Genomic DNA, 14,224 nt, shown 5'->3' on the forward strand with positions numbered 1-14,224 from the left:
TGGAAACCTGCGCGCGACACTCACGGAGATTCCTATGACAGCGCCCAAGAATGAGATCATCGCCGCCCTGAAGCGTGGAGAGACACAATTGGGCCTTTGGCTCGGAGGGGCGAGCGGAACCATAGCCGAGTTGGCCGCGACGGCTGGATTTGACTGGATCGTTCTGGATGGGGAGCACGGGCCGAATGATCTTCGCTCTCTGCGCACGCAACTGCGCAGTCTTGAGCCGCACGTTCCCGTTGCGGTTCGATTGCCCGTGGGGGCGGATTGGATGATCAAGCAGGTGCTGGATCTGGGGATTCAAACGGTCGTTGTTCCAATGGTCGAAACTGCCGAGCAGGCCAAAGAGCTTGCGCGTGCCATGCGTTATGCCCCCGTAGGCAATCGTGGCGTGGGCGCAGCCGTTGCGCGGGCGTCGGATTATGGAGCCGACGCGGATTATATGGCGAACGCCAATGACGAAGTTGCTTTGATCGTTCAGGTCGAGACCGCGCATGCAATTGAGAATATTGATGAGATATCGGCCGTTGAGGGCGTAGATGCGGTGTTCATCGGGCCTGCCGATTTGGCGACTGATATGGGGCACGTTGGGGGATATGGCCCCGACGCGACCCATCCAGAGGTCATGGCCGCCATTACGCATGCAAGTGCCCGCATTCGGGCTGCGGGCAAGCCTGTTGGGATTTTCGCGGGGAGCCTCTCGGACATCGCGCCGTTTCACGAGCTTGGAATACAGTTCATGGCCGTCGGAAGCGACGTGCGTTTGATCCGCGAGGCATTTGTCGATCGCATTGCAAAGGCGCGTGCAGAGCTCTGATCTGGACGCAATTGCAATTAGCATGTTTTAGGGCTTCCCCAGAGGCGGAATCCATGCGATATGGCCTCGTCAAACGAAGCATCCAAGGAGACCCCCATGGAAATTCGCGAGGCACTAACCTTCGACGATGTCCTACTTGTTCCAGCCGCATCCTCGGTGTTGCCCTCGACGGCAAATACCGCGACGCATGTAACCAAGTCGATCCGTTTGAACATACCTCTGCTCAGCTCTGCGATGGACACCGTTACAGAGTCCCGTATGGCAATTGCGATGGCGCAAGCAGGGGGCATGGGGGTTATCCACCGCAATCTCGACATTGAGGAGCAGGCGCTTCAAGTGCGTCGTGTTAAGCGGTTCGAAAGCGGCGTGGTTTACAATCCGATCACGTTGACACCCAACCAAACGCTCGCCGATGCCAAAGCACTGATGGAGCGCTACCGTATTTCCGGTTTCCCTGTTGTGGATGAGAAAAACCGTGTTGTGGGCATCGTCACCAATCGCGATATGCGTTTCGCAAGCGATGACAGCACACCAGTTTCAGTCATGATGACCAGCAAGGAACTCGCAATCCTTCAGGAACCTGCCGATCTGGACGCCGCACGTAGCTTGATGCAGGCACGTCGGATCGAAAAGCTCCTCGTGACTGACGCCGAAGGTAAGCTGACAGGCTTGTTGACCCTCAAGGACTCAGAGCAAGCAGTCCTCAATCCTGACGCAACCAAAGACAGCCTCGGTCGTTTACGTGTTGCGGCGGCAAGCACTACTGGTGATGCGGGATTTGAGCGCACGATGGCGCTGATTGATGCGGGCGTTGATATGGTTGTGATCGACACTGCGCACGGTCATTCGGAAGGGGTCGCACACGCTGTAAAACGCGCTCGCGAGGTTTCAAATGGTGTTCAAATCGTTGCGGGCAACGTCGCCACTGCGGAGGCCACCAAAGCACTGATCGATGCGGGGGCAGATGCTGTAAAGGTAGGTATCGGGCCGGGCTCGATCTGTACCACACGTATGGTCGCCGGCGTTGGTGTGCCGCAACTTACGGCGGTCATGGACTGTGCCAAAGGGGCCGCCGAAAGCGGCGTGCCGATCATTGCGGATGGCGGCATCAAATTCTCTGGCGATTTTGCCAAGGCAATTGCTGCTGGCGCTAGCTGTGCGATGGTCGGAAGTATGATCGCCGGAACCGATGAAAGCCCAGGAGAAGTTATTCTATATCAAGGCCGTAGCTTCAAATCCTATCGTGGTATGGGCAGCCTTGGGGCAATGGCGCGCGGCTCTGCTGATCGGTATTTCCAGAAAGACGCGGCGAGCGACAAACTTGTTCCTGAGGGCATCGAAGGGCAGGTGCCCTACAAAGGTTCTGCGAGCAACGTGATCCATCAGCTTGTTGGTGGTTTGCGCGCGGCGATGGGGTATACAGGTAATGCGACCGTTGATGAAATGCGTCGCAATTGTAATTTTGTGAAGATCACCGGCGCGGGGCTAAAAGAGAGCCACGTGCATGATGTACAGATTACTCGAGAGAGCCCGAACTATCGCATCGGCTAACGATGACAAAGCAGGGGGCCCGTCGGCCCCCTCATTTTTTTGATCCAAGGAGGATCCCCCATGACCCCCGCCGCGCGCGTCGCTTCTGCGATCCAAATTCTGGACGAAATTCTGGCTGGCGAACCGGCTGAAAAACAACTGACCACTTGGGCTCGCCAAAACCGCTACGCAGGCTCCAAGGACCGCGCAGCAGTGCGCGATTTGGTGTTCGAAGTTCTGCGTTCGAAACAGTCGCTCGCAATCAGTGGCGGCGCCGAAACGGGGCGCGGAATGCTCCTTGGGTTACTCCGCATGCGCGGCGACGATCCTGACGATACATTTACAGGCGAAGGTTATGCGCCCGCACCTCTAACCGATCAGGAAAAAGGGGCAGGCCGAGCTCCAACAGAGGCCGAATCCCTTGATGCCCCTGAGTGGCTCATACCTCAACTCCAAGAAAGCTTAGGTGCGGATTTTGAGAGCGTTTTTAATCTATTAAAATCGCGCGCGCCTGTATTCCTACGCGTGAATTTGCAGGCTGGTACGCGTGAGCAGGCGATCGAGAGTTTGGCCTCTGAGGAGATTGTCGCCGAACCGCACGAGCTTGCGGAAACAGCACTGATCGTTACCAAGAACCCGCGCCGCGTGCAGAATTCGCAAACCTTCGCCTCTGGATTGGTTGAACTGCAAGATGCCGCTTCGCAGTTCGTCGCAGAACAAATTCCCGTCGCGAAAGGCAATAGTATCTTGGATTACTGTGCCGGCGGTGGTGGAAAATCTCTCGCTTTGGCCGCGCGAATGCCAAAGGATGAACTTACGATTTTTGCGCACGATATTTCGCAAAACCGTATGCGTGATATTCCTACAAGAGCTGAGCGCGCGGGCGTGAATATTAACCTTCTTGAGACTTCCGAAATCGCTGACGCAGCACCGTTCGAGGTGGTCGTTTGTGATGTTCCCTGTTCGGGTTCAGGCGCATGGCGTCGCGCACCAGAAGGCAAGTGGACACTCACCACTGAACGGCTGACTGAACTGACAAGAATCCAACGCGAAGTCCTAGAAAAAACAAAGGGATACGTGTCGGAAAACGGAGTGCTCGCCTATCTAACTTGTTCGCTTCTCCGTCAAGAAAACCAAGATCAGATCGATGCGTTTCTTGCCGCTAATTCGGACTGGAAATGTACCATGTCAAAATCGCTCACGCCCCTCGATGGTGGCGATGGATTTTTCGTCTCGTTGTTAACCCGTTCCTAAGTGTATCATCGTTGTTAATTCGAGATTAACTATTGGGCGCGAAGGTAGGAGAGTGATTCTAACAAGGAGCAGCGGGTGCCCGAGCGAGCGCTAACTTCAACGCGGTGGCAGAGAATGGCAGCGAATGTATCCGCGCGGGCGGCGTCGATTCTAATTGGGGCGTTGGTTTTACTGTTTGCCAGCTTCGCGATCCCCGAGTTCGCAACCGTGTTCTTGGCGGCGGGGCTAACACTCGCGTTTATGGCGGTGCTCTTGTACCTGAGCCGCTTGCGCGGCGTACGCGCGCAAGTGAAACTCATTCAATCGGTCGCGGTTACAATACAAAACGAGCCTTCGCCAAGCTTTGTGACAACAGGCAATAGCGATGTGAGGTTCCAGAATATCGCCGCCAATGAGCAGTTCAGCGAGAGTCTGGGAGTGTCGATATCTCGTTACCTAGGCGACATGTTTGCCAATCCTGGAACAGTAGTTTTTCGCTTGCAAACAAAGGCTTCGGTGACCGGATCCGCTTGCGAAGATATCGTCGCAAGGCAGGGGCAGGTGCGCATCTCTGTCCATCAAGTCGCGCGGGATATATATTTGTGGCGGCTGGATAACTATGCCGAGCGGCTCGCTCCTCGGCGTGGAGCAGAAACGATGAGTTTACCGCTGCTGACAGCGAGCAAGTCCGGCACAATCCTATTTATGAACGAAGCATGCCGAAGGTTGGTCGGCGAGTCGCCTCAGTCGCTAGACCGAATTTTCAATGAACTCCCAATCCGGAATGGCGTTGAAAATGAAATAGCCACGACGGACGGCACTACGCGCGTTTCAGTCGTTGAGTTGGAAGGTGGCGGCGGCAGGCGCGATTTCTATCTCATTCCCCAAATTCAAGGACAGGATATCAACCGCGAAGAATGGCACTTCTTTGACGAGATTCCTGTTCCACTTCTTAAGCTTACGCCGCAGGGGCGCATTTTGTTAGCGAACCGGATGGTGCGCGATCTTTTGGGCCGTGATATTCAAAGTGACACAATAGTCTCTGACCTTATGGAAGGGCTGGGGCGTCCCATCGTTGACTGGCTCGATGAGGCGTCACAAGGGCGAGGCACAAATCAGACGGAATTCCTGAAAGCCAAGGCGCGCCATCGCGAGGTGTTCTTACAAGTAACGTTGAGCCGCGTCATTGAGGATGGTGAACCGCTCTTGGTGGCGGTCTTGAACGATGCCACAGAGCTGAAATCCCTCGAAGCCCAATTTGTTCAGAGCCAAAAAATGCAAGCTATCGGACAGCTTGCGGGTGGTATAGCACACGATTTTAACAATTTGCTGACCGCGATCTCTGGGCATTGCGATTTGCTACTATTGCGTCACGATCATGGAGACGCCGGCTTTGCCGATCTTATGCAAATTAATCAAAATGCAAACAGAGCGGCCTCACTCGTGGGGCAATTGCTTGCGTTCTCGCGAAAACAAAATCTGAGTCCCGAAACAATTGATCTAGGTGACACTCTGTCTGAGTTGGCACATTTGTTAAACCGCCTCGTTGGCGAAAAGGTCGTTTTAACCGTCACGCACGATCCGGACCTACCGATGATTCGAGCGGACAAGCGGCAATTGGAGCAGGTCATCATGAATCTCGTGGTGAATGCCCGTGATGCGATGCCTCAAGGTGGCGAGATTCGTGTTGAAATGCAAAGCCGAACCCTCCGAAAACAACTAGAACGCGATCGAGCTGTTGTGCCAAAGGGGGACTATATCGTTATCCGCGTTACGGACCAAGGAACGGGTATTTCTGCCGATCGTTTACCGAAGATATTTGAGCCATTCTTTACGACAAAACGAACGGGTGAGGGAACTGGCCTTGGGTTGTCAACTGCCTATGGTATCGTCAAGCAAACTGGCGGATTTATCTTTGCCGACAGTGCTATTGGCTACGGAACTTGTTTCTCGATATATATTCCATCCTTTGATCGTCCAGCTCAGGAAGTGAAAGCTGAGAAAGAGGCGGAAATTAGGACAATGCCCGAGAAGGGAGAAGGCGTAATCCTCTTGGTCGAAGATGAGGCACCGGTACGTGCCTTTGCTTCAAGGGCATTGCGGCTACGCGGTTACACGGTTCTTGAGGCAGAAAACGGCGAAATCGCGTTAGAAATGTTGGAGGACGACGAACTCTCAGTCGACCTGTTTGTGTCAGATGTCATCATGCCCGGTCTGGATGGTCCGACGTGGGTAAAGACTGCTCTAAAATCTCGACCGGAAACCAGAGTTGTGTTTATGTCAGGTTATGCCGAAGATGATTTCGTTGGCAATCAACAACAGATAGCTAACTCGGTTTTTTTGCAAAAACCTTTTTCATTGAATGATTTAACGGGTACTGTTCAGACGCTGATCAACTAGCGCCGAGCTGCGCTCCACGCTTCAAACTCTGCAGCACATCTCTTCCTAAGTCGCTCTTCAACATCGCTAGAGAGTTGCAGCTCTCGACTAGGAGATTGATTGAGTCGCGGGAGATTAATTGAGATACTTAGTTGGCGTTCGAAGAACTCAATGAGCTTTTCCATTTGTTCGTACTGGAAGAGATGCGTGACACCAATAGGGCCCTTGTGGCGAGATACAAAAACTGACTGTGACCCCACATTCGAGTACGCAGGCTTTTTATCTCTGAGATAACCCTTCACAAATGTGTCGAAACTGATCTCGCGGGTACTGTTTGGCTGGCCGACCAGTTCGGGACGGCTTCGATATCGATACCAACTGCCAAGCCAGTCGATCGGATTCCGCACAACAGCTACTGTCTCTAGTTTTACGTCAAAATTGTCGAGAATAAACGGTTTTATATACGTGTTAAAACGGACAAGTGGCATATGTTTGAAGATTGGTGGGCTAGAGATTCGCATGTCCGCAATAGGTCCCAAAACATCTTCAATCGCAGTCGTACCAGTCTTGGGAACCGCTAAGAAAACCAATTTTTGTGGCCAGAAAACAAGCATTTATATGGTGTCACTCCAATAATATACTCCTGTAAACTACTCCTTAACCAATTAAATAAAAAGTAGGGTTAAGAAATTTATGTTGTAATGTTCTCATTTTGATCTCATAAGGGAACAACAGGCGAACATTTGAGGTGATTGCTGCCCACGACTGGGTGTGAAATAAGGGAACGAGCAAATGGCAACGGCAGATTTATTAAAAATGAGCGACAAAAAATCACAAGATAAACAAAAGGCGCTCGATGCGGCGCTCTCTCAAATTGAACGTCAGTTCGGCAAAGGCTCAATCATGAAGCTGGGCGACGGCGCGATTGCTGAGATTGAGGCCACTTCGACTGGTTCACTGGGGCTTGATATTGCCCTTGGGATTGGTGGTCTGCCCATGGGGCGGATCGTTGAAATTTACGGTCCTGAAAGTTCAGGTAAAACGACACTGACCCTACATTGCGTCGCTGAGCGTCAGAAAACAGGCGGCGTTTGCGCATTTGTGGATGCCGAACATGCGCTTGACCCTGTTTACGCGAAAAGCCTAGGTGTCGACGTTAATGAGTTGTTGATTTCTCAGCCTGATACGGGCGAGCAAGCACTTGAAATCGTTGATACACTGGTGCGCTCTGGCGCAGTGAACATGGTTGTCGTCGACTCGGTTGCCGCGCTGACTCCGAAGTCGGAGCTTGAAGGTGACATGGGCGATAGCTCCGTCGGCGTGCAAGCGCGCTTGATGAGCCAAGCTATGCGCAAGCTCACAAGTTCTATCGCTCGCAGCAACTGTTTGGTCATTTTCATCAACCAGATTCGGATGAAAATTGGTGTTATGTTTGGGAGCCCAGAGACAACGACTGGCGGTAACGCTCTCAAGTTTTATAGCTCAGTCCGCTTGGATATTCGCCGCATCGGCGCAATCAAGGATCGTGATGAAGTTGTGGGCAACTCAACACGCGTCAAGGTCGTGAAAAACAAGGTCGCGCCTCCTTTCAAACAGGTTGAGTTTGACATCATGTACGGTGCGGGCATTTCCAAAACCGGCGAGTTGCTCGACTTGGGCGTAAAGGCTGGCGTTGTGGACAAATCTGGATCGTGGTTCAGCTATGGTGACGAGCGTATCGGTCAGGGCCGCGAGAACGCCAAAACCTACCTCAAAGAGAATGAGGCAATGGCGCTTGAAATCGAAGATAAAATTCGCGCGGCACATGGTTTGGATTTTGAAGGCTCGATCATTGGCGATGCGGATGATCTTTTAGAAGGTTAAAACGCAGAAAATTTGATTTAAAAGGCTCGCTGATCGTTCGGCGGGCCTTTCTTCGTATGGACAGGGCGTATACACGGGGATAAACCAAGGAAACCGTTGAAATTCTGCCCGAAAGAACGTGATATGCCGAGCTTAAACGACATCCGATCCACCTACCTAGATTATTTCAAGAGCAAAGAACACGCCGTCGTTGATAGTTCGCCTCTGGTGCCGCGCAACGATCCGACGCTTATGTTTACAAACGCGGGTATGGTGCAATTCAAAAACGTATTCACAGGCGTTGAAAAACGTGATTATTCGCGCGCAACGACCAGCCAAAAATGTGTGCGGGCGGGTGGTAAGCACAATGACCTCGACAATGTTGGCTACACAGCGCGCCACCATACGTTTTTCGAGATGCTCGGCAACTTTAGCTTTGGTGATTACTTCAAGGAAGAAGCAATTCCATTCGCTTGGGATCTGCTGACCAAAGATTTTGGTATCAACAAGGATAAACTCCTCGTAACGGTTTATCATACGGACGATGAGGCCGCTAATATCTGGAAGAAATACGCGGGCTTGTCGGATGAGCGTATCATTCGGATTCCCACAGACGATAACTTCTGGTCGATGGGCGCGACTGGCCCGTGTGGTCCGTGCACTGAAATTTTCTATGATCACGGCGATCACGTGTGGGGAGGCCCTCCCGGTTCTCCTGAGGAAGATGGCGACCGCTTCATCGAGATTTGGAACCTCGTGTTCATGCAGTTCGATCAGCAAGAAGACGGGAGTCGAGTTAACCTTCCTAAACCGTCGATTGATACGGGCATGGGGCTCGAGCGGATTGCCGCGCTGCTTCAGGGTAGCCACGACAACTACGACACCGACCTCTTTAAATACTTGATTGAGGCTTCCGCGAGCGTGACTGGGCAAGCTCCATATGGCGACAAGAACGTGCATCATCGTGTCATCGCCGACCACCTTCGTTCGACTTCATTCCTGATCGCTGACGGTGTGATGCCGAGCAATGAGGGGCGTGGTTATGTGCTGCGCCGGATCATGCGTCGCGCGATGCGCCATGCGCATTTGTTGGGTGCAAAAGATCCCGTTATGCATCAGCTCGTTCCCGCGCTGGTTAGTCAAATGGGTGGTGCTTATCCCGAGCTTTCGCAAGGGCAGGCGATGATCCAAGAGACGCTGAAGCTTGAGGAAGAGCGCTTCCGTCAAACCTTGGATCGCGGGTTGAAACTGTTGGACAACGAGCTTGCTGACCTTCCCGAAGGAGCAGAACTACCGGGTGAAGCCGCGTTTAAACTCTATGATACATATGGATTTCCGCTCGATTTGACACAGGATGCCCTGCGCGAGAAGGGTCGCACTGTTTCCGTAGAAGGCTTTGATAAAGCAATGGAAAATCAGAAGGCCATGGCGCGCGCAGCTTGGGCCGGCTCTGGTGAAACTGCGGATGCTGCGATTTGGTTTGAGTTGGCCGATGCACACGGATCAACAGAATTCCTTGGTTACGATACCGAGGTCGCTGAGGGGCAAGTTCTGGCGATTGTTGCTGACGGTGCGGCCGAGAAATCCGCTGCCAACGGAGCCAAAGTTCAGATCGTTTTGAACCAAACACCATTCTATGCCGAAAGTGGTGGTCAGGTTGGCGATACCGGCTTCCTTAAGACTGATACAGGCCGCGCCAAAATCACTGACACACGTAAATCGGGCGAGCTGTTCGTACATTCTGCGACTGTGACTGAGGGTGAAGTTGCTGTTGGTCAGGGCGCGGAGCTAGAAGTTGATCATGCACGTCGTTCCGCAATTCGCGCCAACCACTCGGCGACGCACCTTCTCCATGAAGCGCTACGGGGGCGTCTGGGTGACCACGTTGCTCAGCGAGGCTCGTTGAACGCGGATGATCGTTTGCGCTTTGACTTCAGCCACGGCAAGGCGCTGGAGGCAGAAGACCTTGAATGTATTAACGCCGAAGTGAATGCTTACATTCGCCAGAATACACCAGTTGATACACGCATTATGACGCCTGATGACGCGCGCGCATTGGGTGCGCAGGCGTTGTTTGGCGAAAAGTACGGTGATGAGGTGCGCGTTGTTTCGATGGGCTTGGCCAAGGGGTCTGGTAAGGGGTTGTCTGGCAATACCTATTCGCTCGAACTTTGCGGCGGTACGCATGTGGCGCGTACTGGCGACATTGGCGCGTTTGTTCTGTTGTCTGATGGCGCGTCTTCGGCGGGTGTACGTCGTATCGAGGCACTCACAGGCGAGGGCGCGCTTGAGTATATTCGCGAGCAGGGCCAATACCTTGGCGAGATTACTGGCATGCTCAAAGCACAGCCAGCGCAAGTTTCCGGCCGCGTGAAAGCCCTACTTGATGAGCGTAAATCGCTTCAGAACGAAGTGGCCCAGTTGCGTCGTGAATTAGCAATGGCTGGCGCAGGAGATGCGGCCGAAACCCGCGACGTAAACGGAGTTACCTTCCTTGCGCAGGTTGTTTCCGGCGTGAGCGGCAAGGATTTGCCCGATCTCGTGACACAGTACAAATCTCAGGTGAAGTCCGGCGCAGTTCTGCTGATCGCGGACGTGGGTGGCAAGGCGGCCGTTGCGGCGGGTGTCACTGATGACCTGTCGGATAAGCTCTCGGCGGTTGCCTTAGTACAGGCGGCGGTCGCAGAACTTGGTGGTAAAGGCGGCGGTGGCCGTCCGACACTCGCGCAGGGCGGCGGCAAAGATGCCTCGAACGCGCAGGCAGCAATTGACGCGGCAGAAGCCGTAATTGGAGGATAGGATGGGCGCACTTTGGATTGCACATGTAAAGGTCACGGATGACGAGGCCTATGGAAAATATGCCAAGCTCGCGGGCCCTGCGATTGCGGCTCACGGCGGTCATTTCATCGCGCGCGGTGGAGCATATGAGCAGCTAGAGGGGAATGATCGGCCACGGAATGTGGTCGCTAAATTCCCAAGCCTGCAGGCAGCCCATGATTGCTATTACTCGGACGCGTATCAAGAGGCGCTCAGCCACGCACGTGATGCGAGCGAGCGCGATCTGGTGATTGTCGAGACGACTGAATAAAAAAGCCGCGCATTATTTGCGCGGCTCTTTACTATCTAATTTGCGCGCTAACCTTAAGTGGTTAGCGCGCATTTTATTATGCGGAGCGTGCTTGGCGCTTGCGTTCATGTGGGTCAAGGAAGCGCTTGCGCAGACGGATCGAATTTGGCGTCACTTCAACCAATTCGTCGTTGTCGATGTAAGCGATTGCTTCTTCGAGCGACATACGTACCGGAGTCGTCAAACGCACGGCTTCGTCTGTGCCGCTTGCGCGTACGTTGGTGAGCTTCTTGCCTTTGAGAGGGTTCACTTCGAGGTCGTTCTCGCGGTTGTGCTCGCCGATGATCATGCCTTGGTAGACATCCTCTTGGGCGCCGATAAAGAACTTACCGCGGTCCTCAAGGTTGAAGATCGCGTAGGGAACCGAAACGCCGTTTTCCATCGAGATCAGAACACCAGCGCGACGACCTGGGATTGGTCCACGGTGCGGAGCCCAGCTATGGAACACACGGTTCATAACACCTGTGCCGCGTGTATCGGTGAGGAACTCGCCATGATAGCCGATCAAGCCACGGGCAGGGACCAGCGCAATAATGCGGGTCTTACCGTTGGTTTGACGCATGTCAGTCATCTCACCTTTGCGCGGGCCTGTGAGTTTCTCGATCACGGCGCCAGAGAATTCATCATCCACATCGATGGTTACTTCTTCGATCGGTTCATTGCGAACGCCGTCGATATCGGTGAATAGCACCTGTGGACGCGAGATAGAAAGCTCAAAACCTTCGCGGCGCATGTTCTCGATGAGAACACCCATCTGCAATTCGCCACGACCAGCCACTTCGAATGCGTCGCCGCCTTCGGTGTCGGAGACTTTAATCGCGACGTTGCTTTCTGCTTCTTTCATCAGGCGGTCACGGATAACGCGCGACTGAACTTTTTTGCCGTCGCGGCCCGCAAGGGGGCTGTCGTTGATGCCGAATGTCACCGTGATCGTGGGCGGATCAATCGGCTGCGCAGGGATCGCAGTGGTGATCGAGGTGTCACAGAGCGTGTCGGCAACGGTTGCCTTGCTCATGCCCGCAACGGAAACGATGTCGCCAGCGACTGCTTCTTCGATAGGTTGTTGACCAAGGCCGCGGAACGCGAGGATCTTGGTCACACGGAATTGCTCGATCTTGCTTCCGTCAGCGGAAAGCGCATGGATCGAAGCGCCTGTTTTCAATGTGCCGGTTTCAACACGACCAGTCAGGATACGGCCAAGGAATGGATCGGCACCAAGCGTCGTTGCCAGCATCGAGAAGGGCTCGTTTGCTTGCTCTTGTTGCTTGGGAGCTTCTACGTGCTCAACGATTTTGTCGAAGAGAGCTGTGAGGTCTTTGCGTGGCCCGTCAAGGGTCTTGTCGCACCAACCTGCACGTCCAGAAGCGTACATGTGAGGGAAATCGAGTTGCTCGTCTGTCGCGTCAAGCGAGCCAAACAGGTCGAATACTTCGTCAAGCGCACGATCAGGCTCACCGTCGGGCTTATCTACTTTGTTCACCACAACAATCGGCTTGAGGCCAAGCGCGAGCGCTTTGGATGTCACGAATTTGGTTTGGGGCATTGGGCCTTCGGCCGCATCCACAAGAAGAACAACGCCGTCTACCATCGACAGGATACGTTCAACTTCGCCACCGAAATCGGCGTGGCCGGGAGTGTCAACGATGTTGATACGTGTGTCGCGCCATTCAACCGAAGTCGCTTTTGCAAGGATGGTGATCCCGCGCTCGCGCTCTAGGTCGTTTGAGTCCATAGCGCGTTCTGACGTCGCTTGGTTCTCACGGTATGTGCCCGATTGTTTCAAAAGCTCGTCCACCAAAGTCGTCTTGCCGTGGTCAACGTGTGCGATAATCGCGATATTGCGAAGTTCCATTGGAGCCTGCCTTAAAAGAAGAGTTGCGCGCCACCTAGCGCGAGTTGCGTCAAAAGACCACCCCAAAAGCGAGGGCAACCGCAGAACGCTGCGCAAACCCGCCAAAAAGACGTCTAAAATGCAGAACACCCGCCAAAAGCGGGTGCCCGTTTTGATATTTGCCGTAAATTAGAGCGCGGCTTGAAGGTTCTCGTCTACTTTCTCGAGGAAGCCCATCGTTGTGAGCCAGCTTTGATCTGGGCCGACCAATAGTGCGAGATCCTTGGTCATATGGCCGCTTTCGACGGTATCAACGACGACCTTCTCAAGGGTTTCGGCAAATTTGGTGAGTGCCGCGTTAGAATCAAGTTTGGCACGGTGCTTTAGGCCACCTGTCCACGCAAAGATCGACGCAATCGAGTTGGTCGATGTTGCTTGGCCCGCCTGATGCTGACGATAGTGGCGCGTCACGGTGCCGTGCGCGGCCTCGGCCTCAACGATCTTGCCGTCCGGCGTCATCAGTTGCGATGTCATCAGGCCGAGCGAACCGAACCCTTGTGCGACTGTATCGGACTGAACGTCACCGTCGTAGTTTTTACAGGCCCAAACAAACCCGCCGTTCCACTTCATTGCGCAGGCGACCATGTCATCGATCAGGCGGTGCTCATAGTGGATGCCAGCCTTCTTGAAGTCGGCCTCGAACTCTTCTTCGTAGACCTTCTGGAACAGATCAAGGAAGCGACCGTCGTATGCTTTGAGGATCGTGTTCTTGGTCGAGAGGAAAACCGGCCAGCCAAGTTTTAGGCCATAGTTCAACGATGCACGCGCAAAGTCGATGATGGATGCGTCGAGGTTGTACATCCCCATGGCAACACCTGCGGCAGGGGCGTCATAGACGTCTTTCTCGATCACAGTGCCGTCTTCGCCAACGAATTTCATCGTCAGTTTCCCTTTGCCGGGGAAGAGGAAATCTGTCGCTTTGTACTGATCGCCGAATGCGTGGCGGCCAATGACGATTGGTTTGGTCCAGCCTGGAACAAGGCGCGGGACGTTTTTACAGATGATCGGCTGACGGAATACAACACCGCCCAGAATATTGCGGATCGTCCCATTAGGGGAGCGCCACATTTCCTTGAGGCCGAATTCTTCGACGCGGGCTTCGTCTGGGGTGATCGTCGCGCATTTGACGCCAACGCCGTGCGTCTTGATTGCTTCGGCAGCGTCGATGGTGATCTGGTCGTTTGTGTCGTCGCGCGCTTCGATGCCAAGGTCGTAATACTTCAGATCGATGTCGAGATAGGGGAGGATCAGTTTATCCTTGATAAACTGCCAGATAATGCGGGTCATTTCATCGCCGTCGAGTTCGACGACGGGGTTTTCCACTTTAATTTTAGTCATGGGACGCCCTTTGCAATATGAATCAGATTAAGGTGCTTCTAACGCAAACCAGCACGATGTCAATTTC

General features: G+C 53.7%; 10 protein-coding genes. 7 read left to right on the forward strand and 3 right to left on the reverse strand.

The features are described from left to right. Positions 1–34: 34 nt before the first annotated feature. The 4 genes from ACFE33_RS07890 (at position 35) to ACFE33_RS07905 (ending at position 5,980) form a co-directional block, all read left to right on the forward strand. On the forward strand, positions 35–817 hold the full coding sequence (locus ACFE33_RS07890; protein WP_380051986.1) for an HpcH/HpaI aldolase/citrate lyase family protein: 783 nt from the start codon (positions 35–37) through the stop codon (positions 815–817). 96 nt (positions 818–913) lie between these two features. Continuing rightward, entirely contained in the window at positions 914–2,368 is a 1,455-nt protein-coding gene (gene guaB, locus ACFE33_RS07895) for an IMP dehydrogenase (RefSeq protein WP_380051989.1), read from the forward strand. Positions 2,369–2,428: 60 nt separating this feature from the next. Then, positions 2,429–3,601 (forward strand): RsmB/NOP family class I SAM-dependent RNA methyltransferase, encoded by a 1,173-nt coding sequence (locus ACFE33_RS07900; RefSeq protein ID WP_380051992.1) that lies wholly within the window; start codon positions 2,429–2,431, stop codon positions 3,599–3,601. 114 nt (positions 3,602–3,715) lie between these two features. Continuing rightward, the gene (locus tag ACFE33_RS07905; protein WP_380051995.1) at positions 3,716–5,980 is read left to right on the forward strand and encodes an ATP-binding protein; all 2,265 of its coding nucleotides are present in this window, start codon (positions 3,716–3,718) and stop codon (positions 5,978–5,980) included. Here the strand turns inward: ACFE33_RS07905 and ACFE33_RS07910 are convergent. Beyond that, a complete protein-coding gene (locus tag ACFE33_RS07910) occupies positions 5,977–6,573 on the reverse strand; it encodes a gamma-glutamyl kinase (protein WP_380051998.1) in 597 nt (198 codons plus the stop codon). The genes ACFE33_RS07905 and ACFE33_RS07910 overlap by 4 nt on opposite strands. A gap of 178 nt (positions 6,574–6,751) precedes the next feature. Here ACFE33_RS07910 and recA point away from each other — a divergent pair, with 178 nt between their 5' ends. The 3 genes from recA to ACFE33_RS07925 all read left to right on the forward strand — a co-directional run bounded on the left by recA (position 6,752) and on the right by ACFE33_RS07925 (position 10,889). After that, on the forward strand, positions 6,752–7,822 hold the full coding sequence (gene recA / locus ACFE33_RS07915; RefSeq protein WP_380052001.1) for a recombinase RecA: 1,071 nt from the start codon (positions 6,752–6,754) through the stop codon (positions 7,820–7,822). A 123-nt stretch (positions 7,823–7,945) separates the two neighbouring features. After that, entirely contained in the window at positions 7,946–10,600 is a 2,655-nt protein-coding gene (gene alaS / locus ACFE33_RS07920; protein ID WP_380052004.1) for an alanine--tRNA ligase, read from the forward strand. A 1-nt stretch (position 10,601) separates the two neighbouring features. Further along, positions 10,602–10,889, forward strand: coding sequence for a DUF1330 domain-containing protein (locus tag ACFE33_RS07925; protein WP_380052007.1), 288 nt, complete (start codon positions 10,602–10,604; stop codon positions 10,887–10,889). Positions 10,890–10,965: 76 nt separating this feature from the next. On the opposite strand, the gene typA is transcribed toward ACFE33_RS07925, so the two are convergent. After that, positions 10,966–12,780 (reverse strand): translational GTPase TypA, encoded by a 1,815-nt coding sequence (typA, locus tag ACFE33_RS07930; protein ID WP_380052010.1) that lies wholly within the window; start codon positions 12,778–12,780, stop codon positions 10,966–10,968. Between the two features lie 168 nt (positions 12,781–12,948). Beyond that, positions 12,949–14,157, reverse strand: coding sequence for an NADP-dependent isocitrate dehydrogenase (locus ACFE33_RS07935; protein ID WP_380052013.1), 1,209 nt, complete (start codon positions 14,155–14,157; stop codon positions 12,949–12,951). Positions 14,158–14,224 lie beyond the last annotated feature (67 nt).

Source organism: Falsihalocynthiibacter sp. SS001 (assembly GCF_042445055.1).
Taxonomy (GTDB): Bacteria; Pseudomonadota; Alphaproteobacteria; order Rhodobacterales; family Rhodobacteraceae; genus Falsihalocynthiibacter.